This window comes from Dietzia alimentaria 72, from assembly GCF_000226215.1.
GTDB lineage: Bacteria > Actinomycetota > Actinomycetes > Mycobacteriales > Mycobacteriaceae > Dietzia > Dietzia alimentaria.
In genome coordinates this window covers 1-24,664 of sequence record NZ_AGFF01000014.1, presented here as the reverse complement: position 1 = coordinate 24,664, position 24,664 = coordinate 1, and the positions used below count along the sequence as shown (strand labels likewise).

Genomic DNA, 24,664 nt, shown 5'->3' with positions numbered 1-24,664 from the left:
GACACTGTATTAGGCAATCCTACCCTTAGAGAAATCGAAGAGGAATCAATGTGCTGTCAGCGACCGCGCAGCCGGGCGTCGCCGACCAGGGATATGCCCACCTCGTCGTCGACCTCCGGCGCGTTCTGCGGTCGGCATCGGGCCACCATCATCCCCGCGCCGTAGACGTCGATCTCGCATCGCACGGCCGGGCCGAAGAACCGGGTGTCACGGACAACCCCGCGGGCGGCGCCGTCTTCCGGCGCGCTCAGCTCCAACTGTTCGGTACGGAGGGTGAGCGCCACGGGCCCATCCCCCGCATCGACCCTGACCGGCCCCAGCACGGTCTCGGCCACACCGTCGCGCACCTGCCCGGACAGGTTCACCACCTCCCCGAAGAACTCGGCGGTGGTGTCGTCGGCGGGGTGCAGGTACACGTCCCGCGGTCGGCCCACCTGCACGAAGGCTCCCTCCCGCATCACCGCCACGCGATCGGCGAACGAGAGCGCCTCCTCCTGGTCGTGGGTCACCAGCAGGGCCGTCACCCCGCCCGTGCGCAGGATATCGGCCACCGCCGAGCGAATCTCGGAACGCAGCCCGGCGTCGAGTGCGGAGAACGCCTCATCCAGCAGCACGACATGCGGCGACTGGGCCAAGGACCGCGCCACCGCCACCCGCTGCTGCTGCCCGCCGGAGAGCTGGTCGGGGCGGCGCCGCGCCATATCGGGGTCGAGGGCGACCCGCTCGAGCAGGCTGGCGATCCTGTCCCGGGTCCGATCCCGCCGCGCCAACCCGAAGCCGACGTTCGCACCCACGCTCAGGTGCGGGAACAGCGCGCCGTCCTGCGGGACGTACCCGATCCGCCGCCGGTGCGCCGGAACCCCGCGTGGCCCGGTGAGCTCACGACCTCCCAGGCTGACGGAGCCCGAGTCGGGCTGTTCAAAGCCTGCGATCACCCTGAGCAGCGTCGTCTTACCGCAGCCGGACGGGCCCACCACCGCCACCGAGCCACCCGAGGGGACGTCCAGGTCGATCCCGCTCAGGACCTCGCGCCCGCCAAACGACTTGGTCAGGTCGCGTACGGCGAGGTGCCCCTGCCCGACTTCGTCTCGGCGCGCATTCACCGCCCACCCACCGTGGTCTGGCGCAGCAACAGATAGGTCATGGGTGCGGACATCACGATCAAGATCATCGCGAAGGGCGCTGCGGCCGCATAATCCAGGTCCAGTCCCAGAGCCCAGAATCGGGTCGCGAGGGTGCTGGTGCCGGCCGGTGAGAGCAGCAGCGTAGCGGTGAGTTCGTTGATCACCGCCAGGAATACCAGCGCAAACGAGACGAGCATCGACGGCGCCATGCGTCGTACAGTCACCGTGAGGACCGCGCGCCACGGCGGGCAGCCGAGCGATCGGGCCGCCTCTTCGAGGCTCTCCGGAGCCTGAGCCAGGCCGGCGCGCAGGGTCACCACGGCGCGCGGGAGGAATAGCAGGACGTACGCGGCCAGGACCAGCACCACGGTCTGGTAGATCTGCGGCAGCATCCGCACAGACACCGTGGTCAGGGCCAGCGCCACAACGATGCCCGGGACCGAGCTGGCCACATAGTTGCCGGCCTCGGCCAGCCTGGCAGTGGGCCCGGGGTAGCGGATGGTCAGCCACGCCACCGGCAGCGCCAGCAGCACGGCGCCGGCGGCGCCGTAGAACCCGTAGCCCACCGACTGTCCGAACGCCTCCGCCAGGTCCGGATTCGCCCACACCTCGACCCCGCCCACGACGAGCCACCTGCTCACCACAAACACGGGCACGCCCAGGGAGATCACCACAACCGCGAGCGCGCCGAGCAGCGCGACCGGCGTCCATCGCCCAAGACGCACCGGAGTGGTGCGACGCGCGGTGCCCGAACCGAGTCGGGCATACCGGGCACGCCCGCGGGCCCCGGCCTCCATCACCAGCAGAACAAGGCACACCAGTACCAGGACCCCGGCGAGCACGCCACCCGATGCGGAGGCGAAGGACGACTGATACTGGTCCACGATCGCCGTGGTGAACGTGTCGAAGCGGATCATGGAGAACGCGCCGTACTCGGCCAGCAGGTGCAACGCCACGAGCAGCGCCCCGCCCAGAACGGCGAGCCGCAGTTGCGGGACCAGCACCCTGAACACGATCGACGCCCCCGACAGACCGAGGGACCGGGCCACCTCCTCCTCGGCGGGGTCGATCCACCGCAGCGTCGCCGCCGCCGGCAGATAGACGAGTGGGAAATACGCCGACACGGCGATGAGCACGCCACCGGACAGTCCGCCGATCGACGGATCGATTCCCAGCCAGGCGTAACTGATGACGAACGCCGGCACCGCGAGCGGCGCCGCGAAGAGCACTCCCCAGATCCGGCGGCCGGGCAGCGTGGTCCTTTCAACCAGCCAGGCCGCGGCCACGCCCAGCACCACGGTGAGCGGGACGGTCACCGCCACTAGGGCGAGTGTGGAACCGAGCAGCCGCAAGACGCGCTCACGCAGCACCAGTTCGGCGGCCTGTGCCGGTCCGATGTCCGCGGCGAGCCAGACGATGTAGCCCACCGGCACCAGAAACAGGACCGTGAGCGCCGCGACGATCACCGACAGCGCGATCGGGGGGCGGCGTACCTGATCTCGCGTCACGGGGCGCACAGTCCGCTCTGATGGCCCGGCCTGCAGGTCAGGGCCGGGCGGTGCGGTGGGCCGTGGTGGCGCGACGATCGCCATCAGCTCAGGCCAGTCCGAGCGAGATCATCAGGTCGGTCACCTCCGGGCCGTTCAGGCCCGACGGGTCGACGGCCGGGGCGTTGAGCTCCGCGAGTGGGACCAGCTCTGGGTTCGCCTCCACACCGGATGCGACGGGGTACTCGAAGGATGAGTCCCGCAGGATCTCCTGGCCCTTCTTCGAGGTGATGAAGGCCAAGAAGCGCTGCGCGTCCTCGGCGTGCGGGGCGTCGGCGAGGACGCCCCCGCCCGAGAGAGAGACAAACGACTCCGGCCCGCCGTTGCGGAAGTAGTGCTGGACCACGTTCTGCGAGGACTCCCCGGTCCCGGCTTGGTCACCAAAGTAGTAGTAGTGGTAGATCACCCCACCGTCGAGTTCACCCGAGTTGACGGCGGCGAGGATCGGCTTGTTGCCCTTGTAGGTGGCGGTTTTACCGTCGGGACCTCTCAGCGACTCGAGCCAGGTCCGGGTGGCATCCTCGCCCGCGAGATCGAGTGAGGCGGAGACGATGGCCTGGAAGTCCGCCCCTGCCGGCGCGGCACCCCACTTGCCCTTCCACCGCGGACTCGCCAGGTCGGCGAAGGACCTCGGGAGTTCGTCCTCGGCGACCGCGTCCTGGTTGTAGACGAAAACCGTGGAGCGGGCAGCGATGCCGACCCAGTCGCCGCTGGACGGCCGGTACTCCTCAGGCACCTGCGTCAGCGTCTCCTCGGACACGGGCGCCAGGAGTCCCTCACGGGCCACCATGGAGATAGCCGGGGAGTTCTCCGTCAGGTAGAGGTCCGCCCCGGAGGCATCTCCCTCCGCGACGAGCTGGTTGCCCAGGTCAAAGTCGCTACCGTTGCGCAATTCCACATCGATCCCGGTCTCCGCGGTGAACTCTTCGGCCCATTCGCGGGTCAGGGATTCGTGCTGGGCGTTGTAGACGACCAACGCGTCGCTGCTACCTCCGGACAGCCCGCATGCAGTCAGCGAGGCCGCCAGGACGGCGGTGAGAGCGACGGCGAGGCCGCGAGTTCGATGGGTCACTACAGACTCCGATGATTGCCTTATCGGGAACACCCGAAATCTACCATTGGCAAGCCTTACCTCAGTCTTCGCGGCGCTCACGTTCGTGACGAGGCCGCCACACCACGACCGACGTGGAGCGCGGTACGTGGACCAACTCACCGGCCCGACCCGCCGTTCCGGTACGGCGGCGGAGCGCGGCCACCTCGTCGACCAGTTCGGACACGCGACTGCGAAGTGCATCGACCTGGTTGGTCAACTCGATGATCCGCTTGATCCCGGCGAGGTTGACGCCCTCTTCCTGGCTCAGGCGCTGAACCTCCCGCAACAGTGCGACATCGCGCAGTGAGTAGCGTCGGCCGCCACCGCTGGTGCGTTCGGGGATGACGATCCCCAGTCGATCGTAGGTACGTAGGGTTTGCGCGTGCAGGCCGGACAATTCCGCGGCGACGGAGATCACCAGGACGCTGTCGTCCGGCCCCAGCTCCCCGACGTCCCGCCGGGGGCTCATGCCGACCCGGCCCAACCCGACCGTGGATCGAAGCCCGCGGCGCGGAGCGCGGCGTCGTAGGCGGCTAGTTCCGCCTCCGCGGTCCCGGCAGGGGGAGTAGCCACCCGGAGCGTGACCTTGAGATCGCCGGTCCCGGACTTGCGGGCGATGCCGCGACCACGGACGCGGAGGATCTGACCGTCCCGCGACCCGGACGGGATCTTGACGGTGACCCGGCCGGACAGCGTGGGCACCGACACCTGGGCACCCCGCACGAGTTCGGGATAGGACACCGGCAGGTCGACGAGCAGGTCCGCCCCGTCGCGGTCGAACACCGCGTCCTTCTGAACGGTGACCGTCACGTACAGGTCGCCCGAAGGCGCGCCCCGGAACCCCGCCTCGCCCTGGCCGGACAGACGAATTCGCTGACCGTTCTGAACTCCCGCGGGGACCTTGACGTTGATGGTGCGGGTGCGGTCGGTGACGCCACTGCCTGCACAATCGACACACGGGTCGTCGATCTTCGATCCGGTGCCGCCACAGTCAGCGCACGGTTCGGCGAACCCGAACGCGCCCTGGTTGCGTTGCGTGACGCCGGCACCGTGACAGGTGCCGCACACCTTCGGACTGGTGCCGGGCCTGGCGCCACTGCCGTGACAGGTCAGGCACGGCGAGGCCGAAGAGAGCTTGATCTGAACGGTTTCGCCCAGGGCGGCCTCGCGGAACGACAGTGTCAGTGCGGTCTCGACGTCCTGTCCGCCACGCGTCCGCTGGGCCCGCCCGCGGCCCGCACCTGCACCGGCGCCGCCGCGGCTCTGGTTGAACAGTCCACCGAACAGGTCGGAGAACCCTCCGGCACCGCCGGCACCACCAGCACCGCCGGGGCCGCCGTTGAAGAGGTCGCCGAGGTCGAAGTCGCCGCCGGTGCTTGTGTAGCCACCGCCGCCGCCACCGCCCGGACTGAAGCCACCGAAGCCGCCGGAGGAGACCTGCGCCCGGAACGCATCGTATTCTTTGCGTTTGGCTTGGTCGCCCACGACGTCGTTGGCCTCGCTGATCCGCTTGAACTTCTCCTCGGCGGCGGTATTTCCCGGATTGGAGTCCGGGTGGTTCTCGCGGGCGAGCTTGCGGTACGCCTTGCGGATTTCGTCCTGCGTTGCGGACTTGGAGACGCCCAGTTCGGCGTAGTAGTCCTTCTCGACCCATTCGCGCTGACTCACCAGACGCCTCCTTTCCTGAGGTTCTCTACTGGATTCTTCTTCTCTACGGGTTACTTCTCTACGCGTTTCTCTCGCACGCGCCATTCAGGTCTAGAGCAGTGTGCAGGTGCGCTCCGGCGGAAGACGGGACGCACCTGCACACCGGTGGGGACTCAGCGAACGACGACCATGGCCGTTCGCAGGATCCGGTCGCCGTGGCGGTAGCCCTTACGCAGGACCGTGCCCAGGACCGGTTCGGACCCCTCAGACTCGTCCTGCACGGCCTCGTGGAGGGATGGGTCGAACGGGTCTCCCTCCTCGCCGAAGGCATCGACCTTCTGCGAGGCGAGGAGCGCGCGGACCTTGTCGGAGAAGACCTTCAGCGGCCCATCCTCAAGGTCCCCGTGCTCTCGTGCCCGCTCGAGGTCGTCGACCAGCGGGATCAGCTCGGACAGGACCGAGCCCTTGGCCGAGTCGATCATCGCTTGTCGGTCGCGCTCGACACGACGGCGGTAGTTGGCGAACTCCGCCGATACCCGCTGCAGGTCCGCGGTGCGCTCATCGAGCTGGGCCTGCAGCCCGGCGGTCGCATCGGCGCCCCGCCCCTCGTCCGTCGACGCGTCGGCATCGGCGTCGGGGTCCTCGACGAGCTCGCCCTCGACCTCGGCCTGCTCGTCCGCGACCTGAGCCGCGGCCACGTCCTCGGCGTCACCGCCTGCCCAGGCGGCCTTGTCCGCCTCGGGCCCGTCCGCATGTGGTGTGGTCACTCGAACTCACCTCGAAGTGTCTCATCATCAGCCGCACTCTCGATCTCACTGGTCGAGACGTCGGACTCGCCTTCGGCCACGATCTCGGCCTCGGGGGCCACCGGGGTGTCCTGGACGAACTTCTCGTCCACGGACTCCTCATCGGTGGCCTCGGGGGCGCCGGGATCGGGCGTGCCTTCGGGCCGGGTCACTTGGAACCACCCTCGGACTCGTCCTCGTCCACGACCTCGGCGTCGACCACGTCGTCGTCATCCGAGCCCGCGGACGCGCCCTCACCGGCTTCTGCACCCTCGGCCGCTGAGGCCTCGTAGATGGCCTGGCCGACGGCCTGGGCCTCGGTGTTGACCTTTTCCACGGCCGCCTTGATGGCCTCGACGTCCGAACCCTCGAGCGCGGTCTTGGCCTCGGCGATAGCGGCCTCGATGGACTCGAAGCGGTCCGCGGAAACCTTGCCGCCGTCCTTGTTCTCCGAGACGAACTTCTCCGTCTGGTAGATCGTGGACTCAGCCTGGTTGCGGGCGTCCGCCTCCTCGCGACGCTTCGCGTCCTCGGCGGCGTGATCCTCCGCGTCCTTGATCATCTGGTCGATCTCTTCCTTGGACAGACCGGAGCCGTCCTGGATGACGATCGTGTTCTCCTTGCCGGTGCCCTTATCCTTGGCCGTCACGTGCACGATGCCGTTGGCGTCGATGTCAAAGGTGACCTCGACCTGCGGCACGCCGCGCGGTGCCGGCGCGATTCCGGCCAGCTCGAACGAGCCGAGCAGCTTGTTCTGCGCAGCCATCTCGCGCTCACCCTGGAAGACCTGGATCTGAACGGACGGCTGGTTGTCGTCCGCCGTGGTGAAGGTCTCGGACCGCTTGGTCGGGATGGTGGTGTTGCGCTCGATGAGCTTGGTCATGACGCCACCCTTGGTCTCGATGCCCAGCGACAGCGGGGTCACGTCGAGCAGGAGAACGTCCTTGACCTCGCCGCGGAGCACGCCGGCCTGCAGCGCGGCACCCACGGCCACGACCTCGTCCGGGTTGACGCCCTTGTTGGGCTCCTTGCCGCCGGTGAGCTCCTTGACCAGGTCGCTCACGGCGGGCATACGGGTGGAACCGCCCACCAGGACCACGTGATCGATGGTCGACACGGAGATCCCGGCATCCTTGATGACTGCCTGGAACGGCTTACGACAGCGGTCGAGCAGGTCCTGGGTGATCTTCTGGAACTCAGCGCGGGTCAGCGTCTCGTCCAGGAAAAGCGGGTTCTTCTCCGCGTCAACCGTGATGTACGGGAGGTTGATCGAGGTGGACTGTCCACTCGACAGTTCGATCTTGGCCTTCTCGGCGGCCTCCCGCAGACGCTGCAGGGCCATCTTGTCCTTGGTGAGGTCGATGCCGTTCTGCGCCTTGAACTTCTCCACCAGCCAGTCGACGACACGCTGGTCCCAGTCGTCGCCGCCGAGGTGGTTGTCGCCGGAGGTCGCGCGGACCTCGACGACACCGTCGCCGATGTCGAGCAGGGAGACGTCGAACGTTCCGCCTCCGAGGTCAAAGACGAGGATGGTCTGCTCCTGCTCACCCTTGTCGAGCCCGTAGGCCAGCGCGGCGGCCGTGGGCTCGTTGACGATGCGGAGCACATTGAGTCCGGCGATCTGGCCAGCGTCCTTGGTGGCCTGGCGCTGCGCGTCGTTGAAGTAGGCCGGAACGGTGATCACGGCGTCGGTGACGTCCTCACCGAGGTAGGACTCGGCGTCACGCTTGAGCTTCTGCAGCGTACGGGCGCTGATCTCCTGCGGCGTGTACGTCTTGTCGTCGATCGAATCCGACTTCCAGTCGGTGCCGATGTGGCGCTTGACCGAGCGGAGGGTGCGGTCGACGTTGGTGACCGCCTGGTTCTTGGCGGGCTGGCCGACGAGGACCTCGCCGTTCTTGGCGAACGCGACCACCGACGGGGTGGTGCGAGCGCCCTCGGCATTAGCGATGACGTTGGCCTCGCCGCCCTCGAGCACGGCGACGGCCGAGTTGGTGGTGCCCAGGTCGATACCTACTGCACGTCCCATGGTGATCTCCTTCTCTTTCGACAAATTCTGACTCGTGTTTAGCGGGCCCGGCTCAAGGACCGGATTGAGACCCTAGGATGCCTCCGTGGAGGTTGCCGGGTCAACCCTACTTGAGTCTGATCCACTGAAGTCTGACACTCCCTACAACCGCGTGGTGGCGGAATCCATTCCGGGGGTGACCGGACTCACACTGAAACTTGAGCAGGCCCAGCTCAACAAAAAGAGCGTCCCGCACACATCGCCCGAAGACGGAGTGTGCGGAACGCTCTTTATCGATGCGGCGGCGCCGCGGGACCAACTCAGATGACGCCCTGGGCCAGCATCGCGTCGGCCACCCGACGGAACGCGGCGATGTTGGCTCCGGCGACCAGGTCACCAGGCGCACCGTACTCCTCGGCGGTCGCGGCGGCCGTGGCGTGGATATTGGTCATGATGCGATCGAGCTCGGAGTCCACGCGCTCGAAGTCCCACAGCAGACGTCCGGCGTTCTGACGCATCTCCAGACCGCTGGTCGCCACACCGCCGGCGTTGGCGGCCTTGGCGGGGCCGAACAGGATGCCCCGCTCGTGGATCACCTGGACGGCCTCCTCGGTGCACGGCATATTGGCGCCCTCGGCGATCACCCGGCAGCCGTTGTCCGCCAGCAGTCGCGCGGCGTCGCCGTCGAGCTCGTTCTGCGTGGCGCAGGGAAGCGCGATGTCGCACTCGAGCTCCCACACCGAACGGCCCTCGACATACGTGCAATTTCCGCGCTCCTCGGCGTACGCCGTGAGCCGCTCACGGCGAACGTCCTTGATGTCCGACAGCAGGTCCAGGTCGAGCCCGTCCTCATCGATGACGTAGCCCTGACTGTCTGAGCAGGCCACGACGGTGGCGCCGAGCTGGGCGGCCTTCTTCGCGGCGTACAGTGCCACGTTTCCCGATCCGGACACCACGACCCGGGAACCCTCAAGCTGGTATTCGGTGTCGCGGAGCATCTCGCGCACGAAGTAGACGAGCCCGTAGCCGGTGGCCTCGGTACGCGCCCACGAGCCGCCGTAACCGACACCCTTGCCGGTGATGACGCCGGCCTCGTTGCGGCCTGTCACCTTCCGGTACTGGCCGTACAGGTAGCCGATCTCGCGGCCACCCACACCGATATCACCGGCGGGGACGTCGAGATCCTCGCCGATGTGGTGAGCGAGCTCCGCCATGAACGACTGACAGAAGCGCATGACCTCGGCGTCACTTCTACCGTGAGGGTCGAAATCGGAGCCACCCTTGCCGCCGCCCAGTCCGAGTCCGGTGAGGGCATTTTTGAAGACCTGCTCGAAGCCCAGGAACTTCAGGGTGTCCTCGTCCACGGACTTGTGGAAGCGCAGGCCGCCCTTGTACGGGCCGAGGTCGGAGCTGAACTGCACCCGGAAGCCGCGCTGGACCTGGACGACACCGGCGTCGTCGACCCATGGCACACGGAAGGAGATCACGCGCTCGGGCTCGATGATCCGCTTGAGGATCCCGCCCTCGACATACTCGGGGTGCTGGTGGATGACGGGCTCAAGGGACTCGAGAACCTCGTGGACGGCCTGCCGGAAGAGAACCTGTCCGGGATTGCGTCGCACCACGGTGTCGAGAGCGTCGTGAAGTGCGGCGTCTGCGTCGGACATGGGACCTCCGGTCGATAAGTCTTGGTGAAGACACCTGCGTGAAGTGATTGGTGAAGACGCGTGCGTCCTTGCCGAAGAGGGAGCCTAGCGGTATTGGTGCCGAATCTCCGACTCAGCCCGTGACCGGCGAGACTGAAAAACACGGAAGAAACTGTTCATAGATGTGGAGCGCACCTTAGGATCACACGTGGCTGACTCGGCTGAACGGCACTAATGAGCGAATAGGAAAACTTCATGCGACCTCTCCCGCGACCTCGCCAGTGGAGTATCGGCGCCCTACTCGCTGTGGCCGTTGTCACGGTGCCCGTCGCCGCCCAGGCCCAACCCGACGACGGCACCCGGGCTGGCGCCGGCACCAGCGCGACGAGCGCCATCGAACACCATTCACTCGAGGATGCCCTCGCGGAGGTCGGGACCACCCGTGCAGAGTTCAGTTCGGAGTCCTCGCTGGCGGACTTACTTGCCGCCGCCTCGGCCGAGTACACCGCCAGTTTCCCGTCGTCCTTCGCCGGCGTTCAGATCGTCGGGGACTCCGGGCAGATCGCGGTGGTGCACGGTGCAGACGGCTCGGACCTGCTGATCAACGACGCCCTCGCACGAGGTTTCACCGTCTCCTACGCCCCAGCACCGGCGCGTGAGCTCGACGAGACCGCGGATCGACTCCAGAATTGGGCGGACTCCCTACCCCCGGCACAACGGGACCGGATCGCGACGATTGATGTGGATCCGTCCACCGGTGAGGTCACGATGGTCACCGGCGAATCCGGATCCGCTCCTCCTCCGCCTGCCGAACTCGGGGTCAGCGTGCGTCCCGGCGGGTTCCGCCCGGCACAGGGCTCCGTCGGATCCTCGACAGCCCCGCCGGATGCCTCGCCCGGCACCGGGAATCCCGTCGACCCGCTCCCGTCCACGCTGCCGCCGGATTCCATGGTCGGTGGATCCCCCATCTACGTCACGTCCCCCTCCGGCGACGCGTCCAACATCTGCTCCCTCGGCTTCAATGGGATCCGGAACAACAAGGTGGTCAACATCACCGTGGCCCACTGCAGCACCTTCGCCGATCCCGCGACATCCAAATCCGTTTTCTCCCCCGGCACGATCTCAGAACAGACTCTCGACCGGACTCAGCTCGGCAGTTTCACCAACGAGGAAGCCGACACGATCCTCGACGCCGCCCTCGTCACCATCGACTCCGAGGACCAGTCGCGCTTCCGTAACTCACACGTACGCTCACGGGGCGCTCAACCTCTCGCACTCTCGGACAGCCAGTCGCCCGTCAAGGGGCAGACCCTGTGCAAGTTCGGTCAGACCACCGGCTACACCTGCGGGAAGGTCACCGGCGTCGGCTCCGCCTCGACATCTGACCACCGAGGAGTGGAGATCAATTTGTGTGTGATCGCGGGAGACAGTGGCGGGGTGGTGTTCTCCGCTACCGGCGCCGTGGCGGTCACGAGCCTGTCCAATGCCTTCAACGCCGCCGGAGCGCCCTACAGCAGCTGCGACGAGGCCGACCGCGACCTCAGACTCCACCACGGCACGGTCCCCATGATGGTCGGTGTGACCGTCAAGTCGATCGAGTCGCGTTTCCCGGGGTTACAGATCGGTGCGCTATGACCGAGAAACCCCAACAATCACATTAATCACACGTGTCACACTGGACTCGTTAATCACATCTCCGTAATCTGGGCCGCAACTGGTCGACTTGCCGTCGTCCACCCGTGCATCACGGAAGGCCAACATGCGCACCTCACCCACACTCGTCGCCCTCGCCGCTGCCGCGGCGCTGGTCGTCTCCGCAGCACCAGCGGGCGCGATCCCCTCTCACACGACCCCCGCCCCGGTCCCCGCCGCCGAACAGACGCTTCCGGCACTCACCGACGCGTTCGGCCCCCAACTCACGAGCCTGGTCGATGCGCTCAAGCGCGACCTCGGGCTCACGCCGGAGCAGTTCCTCGACCAGGCAGGTGTCGGCGAGCGGCTTTCCGAGGCCCGCCCCAAGTGGGAGCAGCAGTTCCGCGAGGCGTTCGGCGGGGTCTGGCTCGACGAGGCGGGAACCGGCCTCGTCGGCGTGGTCAACGGGCCGAACGGAGAGGGACTGCGCGAGGAAGCAACCCGGGCCGGGTTCACCGTCCGAGACGTCGCCATGACAACGAGTGAGCTGAACGCTCGAGAGCGCCAGGTCGTCAAGGTCGTCGAGGGCTTCCCCGAAGACCTGCAAAAACTCGTCACCGACGTCCGCGTCGATCCCACCCGCAACGCGGTCGTGGTGACCACCCGGGGCGGCGAAGCAGCAAAGTTGGGCAACCTCGATGCCCGCCTGCGCGACCTCGCCGAGATCGACATGATCGAGGCTCCCGACCCCGCCACCGACACCGCGCCCTTCGGCAGCGAGGGAGGCGCGACCGGATCCGACGGCGGACCGACCATGGACGGGCTCGAACCCGCCACCGCCCGTGAAGTGCCGGAGACCGCCGGCGACCCCGGATCACTGGGCAGCCTGAGCCTGCTCAACGACGCCGGCGTGATCCCCGAGGGACCGCTGCGCACGGTCGTCGATCTCCTGTCGGGCCTCACCCCCGGCACCGGATCGATCATCGACGGCATGAGCCAGGCCATGCCCAACCCGATCACCCCGACCCCCGCCGGCCAGGTCAAGGCGGCCGAGACCGCGCCCTCCGGCCCGGTTGTGGGAGGCACCGCCTACCAGGTCGCCGTCCCCGGAGGGATCCTCGAATGCTCCACCGGGTTCAACGGTGAGCTCGACGGCAAGCCCGTCGTCATCACCGCCGCCCATTGCGCCGGGGAGGACGGGACGCGCGCGGCGTTCGCCGACGGCCAGGAGTTCGGGACCATGAGCGACACCAAGCGCGAAGGTATCGACACCTCCCTCATCGCGGTCGACACCGAGTTCGCCGACCGCTTCCAGACCAACCTCGTGGGCAGCAGCGAGGGCAACACCCAGGAGATCATCGGCACCGCCGACCCGGTCGTGGGACAGAAGGCCTGCAAGACCGGCTTCCGCACCGGCTTCTCCTGCGGCACGATCTCGCAGGTCGGCACATCCATCGACGTGTCGGGCTCGCGGGTGATCGACAACGCCTTCACCGTCGACCTGTGCGCGCTCCCGGGCGACAGCGGCGGCGTCGTGTTCTCCGGCGATCGCGCGCTCGGAATTTCGAGCGCATCCAACGTCGCCGACACCGGGACCTGCGCCAATGCCGACACCGTCTCCCGCGCAGCCGGCATCACCCCGCGCCTGTCGGCGGTCCCGATCTCCGACGTGTTGGCCGCCCACCCCGGCCTGTCACTGCGCGACAACTGAAACCCTCATGACACGCAGGCCCCGCCGGCGAGTCGAGTCCGCTCCAGTAAGGGCAGCCTCAACTCGTCCGACGGGGCCTTCGTGACATACCTTTGACCTCGACACAGTCGACGGGCGCCACGCTGGTCCAGTAGCGCCCGTGCGTCGATAAGTGCGACGAAAGGCCGCGAACCATGTCAGGCGTGACCATCACCCTCGGGACGATAGGCGTCCTGCTCAGCCTCTTCTGCTGGGCCTCCTTCATAGGCGGAGTCTCCCGGATGGTGCGGAGCATCATGCTCGGCCAGAAGGACGGCTTCAATCGATTCGGGCCGGTGTTCTCCCGGCTCAAGAACGTCGTCGTCGAAGTGGGTATCCACACCCGGATGGCTCGCAAACGCTCGGTCGGGTTCTTCCACTGGTTTGTCATGGTGGGCTTCCTTTTGGGCTTCATCGTCTGGTTTGAGGCCTACATCCAGACGTTCAACCCACGCGGCGGCTGGCCGTGGCTGTCGGACCAGACCTGGTACCACGCCATCGACGAGTTCCTGGGCCTGGGCACCGTCATCGGCATCGTCGTGCTGATCATCATCCGCCAGGTCAACCATCGGCGCGGACTCAACCGCTTCGTCGGTTCCGACCGTAAGGCCGCCTACTTCGTCGAAGCCGTCGTGCTCCTCGAGGGCCTGGGCATGATCTTCGTCAAGGCCGGCAAGCTCTCGCTGCAGGCCGCCGACGGCAACGACTTCCACTGGGCCACCGACTGGGTCACCGGACCACTGTCGACGATCCTCCCGGCCAACGAACTGATGGTCTCGATCTTCGCACTGATCAAGCTGCTCACCGGCATGATCTGGCTGTACGTCGTGGGTCGCAACATCACCTGGGGCGTCGCCTGGCACCGCTTCTCCGCGTTCTTCAACATCTACTTCAAGCGCGAGGCCGACGGCCGCACCGCGCTGGGCGCCCTCAAGCCCATGACCATGGACGGCGTCGCGCTGACCATGGAGAAGGTCGAAGAGCTCACTGAAGAGGACGAGGACTTCGAGCCGAAGCTGGGCGCCGGCGCGATCGAAGACTTCTCGTGGAAGGGCTGGCTGGACTTCTCCACGTGTACCGAGTGTGGCCGCTGCCAAGAGCAGTGCCCAGCCTGGAACACGGGCAAGCCGCTGAGCCCCAAGCTCATGATGATGTCGCTGCGCGATCACGGCGCCGCCAAGGCTCCGTACTTGCTTGCCGGTGGAAAGACCGTCATGGGCGAGGAGGTCGGGCTTGTCGACGCCGATGGCAACCCGGACGAGAAGAAGCTGGCCAAGATCCCCGAGGCCGCCCGCCTCGAGGCTCAGCGTCCGCTGGTGGGCCCCACCACCGCCGATGTGAACGACGACCCGACCGCCGCCGGCATCATCGACCCCGAGGCCCTGTGGTCCTGCACCATGTGCGGTGCCTGCGTTGAGCAGTGCCCCGTCGACATCGAGCACGTCGACCACTTTGTGGACATGCGTCGCTACCAGGTGCTCATCGAGTCCGAGTTTCCGACCGAGCTGGCTGGCCTGTTCAAGAATCTCGAGAACAAGGGCAACCCCTGGGGCCAGAACAACTCCGGCCGCGACGACTGGATGAAGGCGCTCGACTTCGACATCCCGGTCATCGGGTCGGACATCGAGGACTTCTCCGACACCGAGTACCTGTTCTGGGTCGGTTGTGCCGGCGCTTTCGAGGACCGTGCCAAGAAGACCACCCAGTCCGTGGCCACTCTGCTGCACACCGCCGGTGTGAAGTTCGCGGTGCTGGGCCAGGGAGAGACCTGTACCGGTGACTCCGCGCGCCGCGCGGGCAACGAGTTCCTGTTCCAGATGCTCGCGGAGCAGAACATCGAGACCATGAACAACGCCTTTGACGGCGTACCCACCGCCCAGCGCAAAGTCGTCGTGACCTGCGCCCACTGCCTCAACGCACTCAAGAACGAGTACGGCGAGCTGGGCGGCGACTACCAGGTGGTTCACCACACGCAGCTGCTCAACCGCCTCGTGCGGGACAAGCGGCTCGTGCCGGTGGCGCCGATCGACGGCGACGTCACCTACCACGACCCCTGCTACCTCGGCCGCCACAACCAGGTGTACGAGGCGCCGCGTGAGCTCATGGACGGGTCGGGTGTCACCCTCAAGGAGATGCCCCGTCACGGACAGCGCTCGATGTGCTGTGGCGCCGGTGGCGCGCGTATGTGGATGGAGGAGACGGTCGGCAAGCGCATCAACATCGACCGCGTCGACGAGGCACTCTCGGTCAAGCCGAAGAAGATCGCCACGGGCTGCCCGTTCTGCCGCGTGATGCTCTCCGACGGCGCCACCGCCCAGACCGCCGACACCGAGCTCGAGGGCCAGGTCGAGGTCGTGGACGTTGCACAGCTTCTGCTGGAGTCCGTCTCCCGCGACGGCAGCCTGCCCGAGCCGCGTGAAGCGGAGTGGCTCGAGAAGCCCAAGCGCGAGAAGACCACGGCCGAGAAGGAGGCCGAACAGGCCGAGAGCGACGCCGCCGCCAAGTCCGCCGCTCCCACTGCCCCCACCGAGGACGCAGCGGACAATGAGGTCGTCGACAAGGGCGAGGGCGCCGAGGTCTCGGCAGCCGGAACCGCCGGTGCTGCCAGTGCCGCCGCGACCGGCGCAGCAGTGGCCGACTCCAAGGGTGCCCCCAAGTCCGGCGGCCTCTCGCTCGGCGGCGGAGGCAAGGCCCCGGGCGGCCCCAAGGCCCCGGGCGCGAGCAAGGCGTCCGGCACCGAGGCCCAGTCCGCGGTCAAGGACGCCGAGCGCACCGAGGAGACGCGGGAAGCCGCCGAGGGCTCGGCTCCGGCCACGACCGGCGTGACAAAGGGTGCACCCAAGTCGGGTGGACTCTCACTCGGTGGCGGAGCCAAGGCCCCCGGCGGCCCGAAGGCTCCAGGTGCTCCAAAGGCCCCGGGTGCTCCGAAGGCTCCGGCCGGTGCCAAGGCACCCGTCGAACCCGAGTCTGCTGCTCCCGCACCCGAGACCCAGTCGGACGCCAGCGAGGCGGCGGAGACGAAGTCCAAGACTGCGGCACCGGCCAAGCCGACCGTCGGGCTGGGTCTCAAGGGATCGGGCAAGGCTCCCGGTGCCCCCAAGGCCCCGGGCGCCCCGAAGGCTGCGGCTGCTCCGGCAACCGAGAAGCCGAAGGAGACCCCGGACGCCGACGCGGAGGATGTCAAGGCGGAGCACGTCAAGGCAGAAGGGTCGGCACAGGCGGAGGCTGCCGCCGGAACGGCCACCGATACAGCCACTGACGCTGCTGCGGAGACCTCGGATGCCGACGCAACGGCCAAGCCCGCAGCGGGCGGGGCGATCCCCCGGTCGAAGAAGTCCGGCGGATACGGACTGTCGCTCGGCTGAGTTGACGCACCACGCCCGCGGCCCGTGATCAGGAGGTTCTGATCACGGGCCGCGGTCATTTCGCCGGAGGATCCCTGCCAGCGTGGCGTGACCAACTGGCCGGTCTCGCGATCGCGCCGCAAAGTACGGGTGACCCCGGACACTGCGCCCGAGGTGGCACAATCGGCAGGTATGACGCCTGAGAATCCGGGACGCTCGCTCCGCCAGCCGCGCACGCTCGACCAGTCCTCCAAGCTCAAGGACGTCCTCTACGAGATCCGCGGCCCTGTGTTGGCTCGAGCCAATCAGCTCGAGTCCGAGGGGCACCGGATCCTCAAGCTCAACATTGGCAACCCGGCTCCGTTCGGGTTCGACGCGCCGGACGTGATCATGCGGGACATGATCGCCGCGCTCCCGCACGCGCAGGGTTACTCCGAATCCAAGGGCATACTGTCGGCCCGCCGCGCGATCTTCACACGTTACGAACTGGTGCCCGGCTTCCCTCGACTCAGTGTGGACGACATCTATCTGGGCAACGGCGTCTCGGAACTCATCACCATGACCATGCAGGCGCTGCTCGACGACGGCGACGAGGTCCTGATACCAGCCCCGGACTATCCGCTCTGGACCGCGATGACATCGCTCGCCGGCGGTAAGCCTGTGCACTACCTCTGCGACGAGGAGGACGACTGGAACCCGTCGCTGGAGGACATCGCGTCCAAGATCACCCCGCGCACCAAGGCAATCGTGGTGATCAATCCCAACAACCCGACGGGGGCGGTCTACTCCCGCGAGGTGCTGCAGGGGATCGTGGACCTGGCCCGCGAGCACAGTCTGCTGATCCTGGCGGACGAGATCTACGACCGGATCGTCTATGACGAGGCGCAGCACATCTCCATCGCGACGCTGGCGCCTGACCTGCTGGTACTGACCTTCAACGGCCTCTCCAAGACCTACCGGGTGGCCGGCTACCGGGCGGGCTGGCTCGCGATCACGGGCCCCAAGGCCCACGCGGCGGGGTTCCTCGAGGGGCTCGAACTCCTGGCATCCACGCGACTGTGTCCCAATGTTCCGGCGCAGCACGCGATCCAGGTCGCCCTGGGCGGCTACCAGTCGATCAACGAGCTCATCGAGCCGGGCGGCCGACTTCACGAGCAGCGCGGCATCGCGTGGGAAAAGCTCAACTCGATCCACGGCGTGAGCTGTATACGGCCCATGGGTGCGCTGTACGTGTTCCCGAAACTGGACCCGAACGTCCACGAGATCCACGATGACCGCCAGTTCGCCCTCGACCTGCTGGAGCGTGAGCGGATCCTGGTCACCCAGGGCACGGGCTTCAACTGGCCGAATCCCGACCACTTCCGGGTGGTCACCCTTCCCGCCGGCCGGGATCTGGGCATGGCGATCGAGCGGATCGGCAACTTCCTCAGCTCGTACCGGCAGTAGCGGTGGCCAGATCCGCCACCATCGATGAACTCCCGCCACCGCCGGCGCGCACGCGCGAGTTCTTGCTCACGGGCGGCTGTCCGACACGGGGGCGGGAGTGCATCTGCGGGTGCGGATGCCCGCCGGGAGTTCAGCTCACTGGAAGTTGAGGTATGCCTTGGACGCCGTGGGTCCGCGCTGTCCCTGATACTTGGAGCCCATCGATGCGCTGCCGTACGGGTTCTCGGCGGGGCTGGAGAGCCGGAACAGGCACAGCTGACCGATCTTCATCCCGGGCCACAGGGTGATGGGCAGGTTCGCCACGTTCGACAGCTCGAGCGTGATGTGGCCGTCGAAACCGGGATCGATGAATCCGGCGGTCGAGTGTGTGAGCAGGCCGAGTCGTCCGAGGGAGGACTTGCCCTCGAGACGACCGGCGAGGTCGTCGGGCAGGCCCAGCCTTTCAAGGGTGGCGCCCAGCACGAACTCCCCGGGGTGCAGCACGAAGGGATCGCCATCTGCCACCTCGACCAGTTCAGTCAGCTCGTCCTGCTGCTGCGCGGGGTCGATGTGGGTGTAGCGCGAGTTGTTGAAGACGCGGAACACCCGGTCGAGGCGGACATCGATACTCGATGGCTGGATGAGCGTCGGGTCGAGCGGGTCGATGATGAGCCGCCCGTCGGCGAGCTCGGTACGGAGGTCACGGTCGGAGAGCAGCACGATCCAGAGGGTACCGTGCGTCGCCAGCGAGGAGCCTGAGCTGGGTGCCCAGTCCGCGCACGTCGGCGCACGCTTCGGCGAACGGCAGCCGCTTGCGGTGGACCCGGTCCTCGCGGTCAACGATCTCGAGGTCCACGCCGGCGCGGTCGATCCCCACCAGCAGGGGCCGTTCGGCGGGCAGGCAGCGGCAGACGCGCAGGGCGATCCGCGGGACCACATCGCAGCGCGGGTCGTTGAGGTGCTCGAGCCAGTGTCCTTCGAGGTCAGTGAAGGGGTCGGGGCCGGAGGTGGCGAGGTCGTCCGGAGCGATATCGGTCACGCCGTGATGGTCGGCGAGGCGGATGCGGTCGGCGCGAAGGCGGCCCAGGGCGATGTCGGTGCCCACCCCGAGCAGGACGGAATCGGGGAGATCAGCGGCGATGTCGGCGGCGGCTCGACGCTGTGCGCGCACTCCGGGAGCCTCGAGAAGACCGTCGACGACGACGACACGACGACACTGGCCCTGTGCCGCTCCCCCGGTGATCTCGTCGAGCACCTCGAGTCGGGCCCGCGTGCCGCCGAACGGAATCGTGGCAGCGTCCGCGATCGGGAGCGCCATCCAGAGGTCGGCGGTGTCTGGGACCTGGTGCACCAACTGCACCGAGGTTGTGATCGCGGGATGGCCGAAAGCAGGATTCGCGACGGCTGGATTGTCTCCAGCGGAATGGAACGCGGGCCTGCCATCGAGTTCGACCGTGCCGGTGGGGCAGCGGCGGAGGGCTGAACTCGCCCGCTCGGCCGGTTCGGGGACGGGCCCCACTAGTGCTCGCATTCGCCTTCTCCCTCGTCGTCGTACCCGACCCGTTCCGGCGCCTCAGGGATTGGCGCCGGAACGGTCCGGGGGCGGGGACGTGACTACCCGCGCCGATAAACTTAGGTAAGGCTTACCTCAAGCGCAAGTGATTTCGGGAATATTTTCCGCGGCGCATCCCGGTAGTCAGGGAACGAGACTCAGTGACGGCCCCTGCCAACCTTCGCCGACGGCCTACCCAGACAGGGCGGCGAGCTCGCGCGTGACATCCTCGGAATCGCGACAGGCCTGCGAGAACGGCAGTCGAACGGTTTCGCGGAAACCCCCTCCCACGAAATCGATCGCCAGATCCACACCGCACCGGTCCAGGCCCACGACCCACGGATCGGTACCCGCGATCTGCTGGCCTGCACGCAGTGCCAGACGGCTCGCGAGGCCCGGATCGGAGGCCAGGCGCCGGAGCCACGCCTGCTCGTCCACCCCGATCAGATCGACCCCTGCGGCGGCCAGTTCGGCACGGGGGATCATGTGCACCCCGTCAGCGGAGACGTAGGTGATCTCGAGCGGCTGCAGCTCGCTCAACCGCAGAGAGGGCCCCTCCCCTTCCCGGCCTGCCCCGACACCGTCTGCGGCGACCAGCCTGCGCGGGCGCGCCTCGGACGACGCGGTCACGATCCCGGAGAGGGTGACGATCCCGCGGGCCACGACGCACTCGTCGTCGCACTGTCCGGCACCTCCCGGCCGGCGCCCGTCCAGGGCGAACGACGGGCGCGGTGCCGACCCGCGGCATCGTCCGGTGCAGACAGAGTCCACGATCTCGATGGCGGCCGCGGCTCCGACGGACGCGACCCGGGCGGCGTCACCGGCCTCGCGGGACATGCCGCTCACATCCACAACCAGGACGACCGTGCCGTCGTCACGGACCCGCGCCGACCTGAGCGGACGCCTGAGCATCCCCGTCTCCATGGATCCGGCTGCACCGCGCGCCAGCACAGTGCGCACACGCTCGGCGACCGGTCGCTCGACCACGGAATCCATCACGTTGTCCATCACGCACCTCCACAAAACGGACTGTCCTCTTCATTAAGCCCCCGCGACGACCGAATTGCTACCCGCCAGTAACATCCGGGTGCGTGAAACTGGACACATCAACGTTCCGCGAGGAGCCGGTGGGGCCCCGGAAGTGGCCACGGATATGCGCCACACCCGGCTGACGTGGTCAAATGGGCACATGGACGAGTTCAGGGAAGAGCCCTCGAAGTACATCTGGCGCTGGACCCAGTGGTCATGGGTGTGCGTCGGACTGGCCGTACTCATCGTGGTCATGGGAATCACCGGCGGCGGCGCACCCACGCCGTGGATCATCGGGGCCATCGCGGTGGCGGTGATCGGCGGCGTCGGATTCGGCTTCGTGCCCCGCGCTTCGCTCAACCAGCGCAAGCGGCCGATGACCACCAGCGCCAAACGCAAGAGCTCCGGCAAGTGACTCCGGCGCGCCCATAGAAGGCCCCGCCGCCGCCTCGCCGGATACGCCGCGTGCTAATCTGAACCGGCCTCCAGCAGGCACTGCCGATGTAGTTCAATGGTAGAACTTCTGCTTCCCAAGCAGACAGCGCGGGTTCGATTCCCGTCATCGGCTCAGATGCGAAGTCCCTGCCCACCGCACCGCGGCGAGCAGGGACTTCGCTTTTCTCGACTTGCGGCCGGCAAGTTAGCTCAGCTTGCCGTTATCCCCTCCACGCCGCCGGAGCATCTGGAAACCCGGGATGCCGTTCAGGGCCTCGAGGCAGTTGTTGGCCACCACCAGAATCTCGGACACCTCGGGCCCCACGGAGTCGAGCGACCTGACTATCGGCAGCACATCCCGTTCCACTGCCTGGACGATTGCCGGCAGATGGTCGATCACTTCGAGGACCGCCTCGAGATCATCCGCGGCCACCGTGTCGGCAACTCGGCCCACGATCGTCATGAGCTTGGTGGCTACGTCGTCCGCCACCACCAGTAGTTCGGTGACCCGGGAAGCGATGACCTTCGCCTGCTCGGTCCGGACACCCTCCTCGAGCAGCAGGGCCTCCAGGACCGGTTGGACCTGCGCGATGGTCGATTCCACGAACTCCACGACAGGCGCCACCCTCGTGACGAGCCCCTCTGCCTCCCCGACAGTCGAGTCGACGCGCAGGATCAAACCTTCCGCGTCATCAACGGCGGAGTCCACGCGGAGGACCAGTTCCTCAGCATCTCCGACCGTTGTCTGGACCAGTCGCACGAGTTCCTGGGCGTCTCCGACAGTTGAACCCACGCGGAGCACCAACTCTTCCGCGTCGCCCACGGCGGACCCGACGCGAAGCACGAGCCCCTCGGCGTCGCCCACCGCCGAATCGACCCGCACGACGAGCCCCTCCGCGTCGCCTACAGCCACCCCCAGCCGTCCGACCAACTGCTCTACGTCACCGACAGCCGCATCCACGCGCACGACCAGCCCCTCGGCGGTGCCCGCGACGGCCTCCACACGACCGACGAGGGGCTCCACCCGGTCGATCACCGGCTCGACCGTATCCACCGCCGTCTCGACGCGGGCGACGATCACCTCGGCCGAACTCACCGCGACATCCGCGCGGCTGAGCACTCCGCCGACACGGGCGAGGGAGTCGTCGACCTCGTCCAACGACTTCGCCGCAGCCAGGATGATCTGGTCGACCGCCAGGAGCGCACGCTCGACGTTCTCGATGATCGCGTTCATCCGGAGAATGATCAGCTCGGCGTCTTCCAACAGGAGCGCGATGCGGGCCGGGATCGACAGCATGTACCGCGAGACCCGTAGTTCCCACTCGATGAATCGGGTCGCGGCGTCCATGAAGGATGACGGCCCGGGGAACCGCGGCTGAAGATCAGACATACTCAGATGATGCCCCACGTCGTGGGACCGGAGGGACGTTCCGATCGTCCGAGTTCCCACGTCCGCAAATCAGAAGCCTTCCTCACCTTGGACTGTTCGCTGACGACGCACTAACATCTGTCTTGTTACCGGCGAGTAGGTTCGGTGTCCACTGATACCGAGTCCTTCTCGTCGACAATCACACAGCAACGACACCTCACTCCGATCGGAGAAGACCGTCATGGGTCACTACAAGAGCAACGTCCGCGATCTCGAGTTCAACCTGTTCGAGGTTCTCGGCATCAACGAGGCACTCGACGCCGGCGAGTTCGGCGACCTCGACACCGACACGGCCAAGGGCATCCTCGCGGAAGTTGCCACGCTCACCGAGGGACCGGTCGCCGAGTCCTTCGCCTCCGCAGACCGTAACCCGCCGGTCTTCGACCCGGAGACCCACTCGGTCTCGATCCCCGAGGATTTCAAGAAGTCGTTCCGCGCGTGGTTCGACGCCGGCTACTGGTCGATGGGCCTGCCTGAGGACCTCGGCGGCATGCCCGCCCCGAACACCCTTGTGTGGGCCGTCAGCGAGATGATGCTCGGTGCCAACCCTGCCGCCTTCATGTACGGTGCCGGCCCGGCGTTCGCCGGCGTGCTGTACGAGAACGGCACCGAGGAGCAGAAGAAGTGGGCCGCCACCTGCGTCGAGCGCGGCTGGGGTTCCACCATGGTCCTCACCGAGCCCGACGCCGGTTCGGACGTCGGCGCCGGCCGCACCAAGGCCGTCGAGCAGGAAGACGGCACCTGGCACATCGAGGGCGTCAAGCGGTTCATCACCTCGGCTGACTCGGACGACATGTTCGAGAACATCTTCCACCTGGTTCTGGCCCGCCCCGAGGGCGCCGGGCCGGGCACCAAGGGCCTGTCCCTGTTCTTCGTACCGAAGTTCCACTTCGACTTCGAAACCAATGAGATGGGCGAGCGCAACGGCGTGTTCGTCACCGGCGTCGAGCACAAGATGGGACTCAAGGTCTCCACCACGTGTGAGGTCACCTTCGGTGGTCACGGCGTCCCCGCCAAGGGCTGGATGGTCGGCGGCAATGAGCTCAATCAGGGCATCCGTCAGATGTTCGACGTGATCGAGCACGCCCGCATGATGGTGGGCACCAAGGCCATTTCCACACTTTCCACCGGCTACCTCAACGCGCTGGAGTTCGCCAAGGAGCGCATCCAGGGCGGCGACATGGCCGAGATGGCGGACAAGAACGCCCCGCGCGTCTCGATCACCCATCACCCGGACGTGCGCCGCGCGCTTATCCGGCAGAAGGCGTTCGCCGAAGGTCTGCGCTCGGTGTACATGTACACCGCAGCCCACCAGAACGAGGAAGTCGCCAAGCGTGTCTCCGGCGCCGACGCCGAGCTCGCGCACCGCGTGAACGACCTGCTCCTGCCGATCGTCAAGGGCGTCGGCTCCGAGCGCGCCTACGAGTTGCTCACCGAGTCGCTGCAGACCTTCGGTGGCTCGGGCTTCCTGCAGGACTACCCCATCGAGCAGTACATCCGCGATGCGAAGATCGACTCGCTCTACGAGGGCACCACTGCCATCCAGGCGCAGGACTTCTTCTTCCGGAAGATCGCCCGCGACCGCGGCACCGCCGTGGGCCACCTGTCGGCGCAGATCAAGCAGTTCCTCGAGAACGACGCCTCGAACGGCCGGCTGGCCACCGAGCGCGAGCACTTGGCCACCGCGATGGGCGACGTCGAGGCCATCATCGGGCTCTGCTTCGAGCACCTGATGGCCGCGCAGGAGGATCCCAAGCGTCTGTACACCATCGGCCTGGCGTCGGTCCGCCTACTGATGGCGTTCGGCGACCTGGTCATGGGCTGGCGCCTGCTGGTCGGCGCCGAGGTCGCGATCGGTGCGCTCGACGGTGCATCCGACGACGACAAGGCCTTCTACGAGGGCAAGATCGCGGCTGCCAGCTGGTTCGCGAAGAACGAACTGCCGCTGATCACCGCCACCCGCGGTATCGTCGCCGGCCTCGGCAACGATCTGATGGAGCTGGACGAAGCGGCGTTCTGATCCTCCCCGGGATCTGACACCGCATCTGCCTCGCGGCACCCGCAGCGAATCCGCCACCCGTTCAATGGGTGGCGGATTCGCTGCATTTCAGGACTCCCCGCCGCTCGCTAGCGCCCCGCCCACCCAGCGCCCCGCCCACCCAGCGCCCCGCCCAAAATCTGCCACCGACGATGAACTCGCGCACGTACCGCGGGACACGCGCGAGTTCATCGTCGGTGG

At 67.3% G+C, this 24,664-nt stretch carries 19 protein-coding genes and 1 tRNA gene; 7 read left to right on the top strand and 13 right to left on the bottom strand.

Going from position 1 to position 24,664, the window contains the following annotated elements:
- Positions 1–56: 56 nt before the first annotated feature.
- From ON04_RS06580 to gdhA, 9 genes are all read right to left on the bottom strand, one after another.
- The gene (locus ON04_RS06580; RefSeq protein ID WP_010540802.1) at positions 57–1,103 is read right to left on the bottom strand and encodes an ABC transporter ATP-binding protein; all 1,047 of its coding nucleotides are present in this window, start codon (positions 1,101–1,103) and stop codon (positions 57–59) included.
- Positions 1,100–2,716, bottom strand: a complete 1,617-nt coding sequence (locus tag ON04_RS06575; RefSeq protein ID WP_081477139.1) for an ABC transporter permease — start codon at positions 2,714–2,716, stop codon at positions 1,100–1,102. The genes ON04_RS06580 and ON04_RS06575 overlap by 4 nt, the downstream gene beginning before the upstream one ends.
- Before the next feature lie 4 nt (positions 2,717–2,720).
- On the bottom strand, positions 2,721–3,743 hold the full coding sequence (locus tag ON04_RS06570; protein ID WP_010540800.1) for an iron ABC transporter substrate-binding protein: 1,023 nt from the start codon (positions 3,741–3,743) through the stop codon (positions 2,721–2,723).
- A gap of 61 nt (positions 3,744–3,804) precedes the next feature.
- Positions 3,805–4,233 carry a heat shock protein transcriptional repressor HspR gene (locus ON04_RS06565; RefSeq protein WP_010540799.1) on the bottom strand — a complete coding sequence of 143 codons (429 nt, stop codon included), beginning with the start codon at positions 4,231–4,233 and terminating at the stop codon, positions 3,805–3,807.
- Positions 4,230–5,432 carry a molecular chaperone DnaJ gene (dnaJ, locus tag ON04_RS06560; protein WP_010540798.1) on the bottom strand — a complete coding sequence of 401 codons (1,203 nt, stop codon included), beginning with the start codon at positions 5,430–5,432 and terminating at the stop codon, positions 4,230–4,232. Before dnaJ ends, ON04_RS06565 begins: the two co-directional genes overlap by 4 nt.
- 152 nt (positions 5,433–5,584) lie before the next feature.
- A complete protein-coding gene (gene grpE / locus ON04_RS06555) occupies positions 5,585–6,178 on the bottom strand; it encodes a nucleotide exchange factor GrpE (RefSeq protein WP_010540797.1) in 594 nt (197 codons plus the stop codon).
- Positions 6,175–6,369 (bottom strand): hypothetical protein, encoded by a 195-nt coding sequence (locus ON04_RS06550; protein ID WP_010540796.1) that lies wholly within the window; start codon positions 6,367–6,369, stop codon positions 6,175–6,177. Before ON04_RS06550 ends, grpE begins: the two co-directional genes overlap by 4 nt.
- Positions 6,366–8,225: a molecular chaperone DnaK gene (gene dnaK / locus ON04_RS06545; protein WP_010540795.1), complete on the bottom strand. Its 1,860-nt coding sequence runs from the start codon at positions 8,223–8,225 to the stop codon at positions 6,366–6,368. The genes ON04_RS06550 and dnaK overlap by 4 nt, the downstream gene beginning before the upstream one ends.
- A gap of 299 nt (positions 8,226–8,524) precedes the next feature.
- The gene (gene gdhA, locus ON04_RS06540) at positions 8,525–9,871 is read right to left on the bottom strand and encodes an NADP-specific glutamate dehydrogenase (RefSeq protein ID WP_010540794.1); all 1,347 of its coding nucleotides are present in this window, start codon (positions 9,869–9,871) and stop codon (positions 8,525–8,527) included.
- 234 nt (positions 9,872–10,105) lie between these two features.
- Between gdhA and ON04_RS06535 the strand changes: the two genes are divergently transcribed.
- The 4 genes from ON04_RS06535 to ON04_RS06520 all read left to right on the top strand — a co-directional run bounded on the left by ON04_RS06535 (position 10,106) and on the right by ON04_RS06520 (position 18,001).
- Complete coding sequence (locus tag ON04_RS06535; RefSeq protein ID WP_081477138.1) at positions 10,106–11,485, top strand: peptidase S1; 1,380 nt, start codon at positions 10,106–10,108, stop codon at positions 11,483–11,485.
- Positions 11,486–11,609: 124 nt separating this feature from the next.
- Positions 11,610–13,193 carry a S1 family peptidase gene (locus ON04_RS06530; protein WP_010540792.1) on the top strand — a complete coding sequence of 528 codons (1,584 nt, stop codon included), beginning with the start codon at positions 11,610–11,612 and terminating at the stop codon, positions 13,191–13,193.
- A gap of 173 nt (positions 13,194–13,366) precedes the next feature.
- Positions 13,367–16,576 (top strand): (Fe-S)-binding protein, encoded by a 3,210-nt coding sequence (locus ON04_RS06525; RefSeq protein ID WP_010540791.1) that lies wholly within the window; start codon positions 13,367–13,369, stop codon positions 16,574–16,576.
- 171 nt (positions 16,577–16,747) lie between these two features.
- Positions 16,748–18,001, top strand: a complete 1,254-nt coding sequence (locus ON04_RS06520) for a pyridoxal phosphate-dependent aminotransferase (protein WP_029457921.1) — start codon at positions 16,748–16,750, stop codon at positions 17,999–18,001.
- A gap of 135 nt (positions 18,002–18,136) precedes the next feature.
- On the opposite strand, the gene dcd is transcribed toward ON04_RS06520, so the two are convergent.
- The 3 genes from dcd to ON04_RS06505 all read right to left on the bottom strand — a co-directional run bounded on the left by dcd (position 18,137) and on the right by ON04_RS06505 (position 20,540).
- A complete protein-coding gene (gene dcd, locus ON04_RS06515; RefSeq protein ID WP_010540789.1) occupies positions 18,137–18,700 on the bottom strand; it encodes a dCTP deaminase in 564 nt (187 codons plus the stop codon).
- Positions 18,681–19,511 (bottom strand): DUF2470 domain-containing protein, encoded by an 831-nt coding sequence (locus ON04_RS06510; RefSeq protein WP_010540788.1) that lies wholly within the window; start codon positions 19,509–19,511, stop codon positions 18,681–18,683. The genes dcd and ON04_RS06510 overlap by 20 nt, the downstream gene beginning before the upstream one ends.
- A 213-nt stretch (positions 19,512–19,724) precedes the next feature.
- Positions 19,725–20,540: a hypothetical protein gene (locus ON04_RS06505; protein ID WP_010540787.1), complete on the bottom strand. Its 816-nt coding sequence runs from the start codon at positions 20,538–20,540 to the stop codon at positions 19,725–19,727.
- A 181-nt stretch (positions 20,541–20,721) separates the two neighbouring features.
- Between ON04_RS06505 and ON04_RS06500 the strand changes: the two genes are divergently transcribed.
- Together ON04_RS06500 and ON04_RS06495 are read left to right on the top strand one after the other, a co-directional pair.
- Positions 20,722–20,976, top strand: coding sequence for a hypothetical protein (locus ON04_RS06500; protein WP_010540786.1), 255 nt, complete (start codon positions 20,722–20,724; stop codon positions 20,974–20,976).
- Between the two features lie 82 nt (positions 20,977–21,058).
- A tRNA-Gly gene (locus ON04_RS06495) sits at positions 21,059–21,129 on the top strand.
- A gap of 72 nt (positions 21,130–21,201) precedes the next feature.
- Here the strand turns inward: ON04_RS06495 and ON04_RS15935 are convergent.
- Positions 21,202–22,386: a hypothetical protein gene (locus ON04_RS15935; protein WP_029457917.1), complete on the bottom strand. Its 1,185-nt coding sequence runs from the start codon at positions 22,384–22,386 to the stop codon at positions 21,202–21,204.
- 220 nt (positions 22,387–22,606) lie between these two features.
- Here ON04_RS15935 and ON04_RS06485 point away from each other — a divergent pair, with 220 nt between their 5' ends.
- On the top strand, positions 22,607–24,445 hold the full coding sequence (locus ON04_RS06485) for an acyl-CoA dehydrogenase (protein WP_010540784.1): 1,839 nt from the start codon (positions 22,607–22,609) through the stop codon (positions 24,443–24,445).
- Positions 24,446–24,664: the final 219 nt, after the last annotated feature.

Excerpts from the sequence above, each read along its gene's own strand:
- ON04_RS06575 (WP_081477139.1), bottom strand. The coding sequence starts at position 2,716 with ATGGCGATCGTCGCGCCACCACGGCCCACCGCACCGCCCGGCCCTGAC.
- ON04_RS06565 (WP_010540799.1), bottom strand. The coding sequence starts at position 4,233 with ATGAGCCCCCGGCGGGACGTCGGGGAGCTGGGGCCGGACGACAGCGTC.
- dnaK (WP_010540795.1), bottom strand. The coding sequence starts at position 8,225 with ATGGGACGTGCAGTAGGTATCGACCTGGGCACCACCAACTCGGCCGTC.
- gdhA (WP_010540794.1), bottom strand. The coding sequence starts at position 9,871 with ATGTCCGACGCAGACGCCGCACTTCACGACGCTCTCGACACCGTGGTG.
- ON04_RS06535 (WP_081477138.1), top strand. The coding sequence starts at position 10,106 with ATGCGACCTCTCCCGCGACCTCGCCAGTGGAGTATCGGCGCCCTACTC.
- ON04_RS06530 (WP_010540792.1), top strand. The coding sequence starts at position 11,610 with ATGCGCACCTCACCCACACTCGTCGCCCTCGCCGCTGCCGCGGCGCTG.
- ON04_RS06525 (WP_010540791.1), top strand. The coding sequence starts at position 13,367 with ATGTCAGGCGTGACCATCACCCTCGGGACGATAGGCGTCCTGCTCAGC.
- ON04_RS06520 (WP_029457921.1), top strand. The coding sequence starts at position 16,748 with ATGACGCCTGAGAATCCGGGACGCTCGCTCCGCCAGCCGCGCACGCTC.
- ON04_RS06510 (WP_010540788.1), bottom strand. The coding sequence starts at position 19,511 with ATGCGAGCACTAGTGGGGCCCGTCCCCGAACCGGCCGAGCGGGCGAGT.
- ON04_RS06505 (WP_010540787.1), bottom strand. The coding sequence starts at position 20,540 with ATGGACAACGTGATGGATTCCGTGGTCGAGCGACCGGTCGCCGAGCGT.
- ON04_RS06500 (WP_010540786.1), top strand. The coding sequence starts at position 20,722 with ATGGACGAGTTCAGGGAAGAGCCCTCGAAGTACATCTGGCGCTGGACC.
- ON04_RS15935 (WP_029457917.1), bottom strand. The coding sequence starts at position 22,386 with ATGTCTGATCTTCAGCCGCGGTTCCCCGGGCCGTCATCCTTCATGGAC.
- ON04_RS06485 (WP_010540784.1), top strand. The coding sequence starts at position 22,607 with ATGGGTCACTACAAGAGCAACGTCCGCGATCTCGAGTTCAACCTGTTC.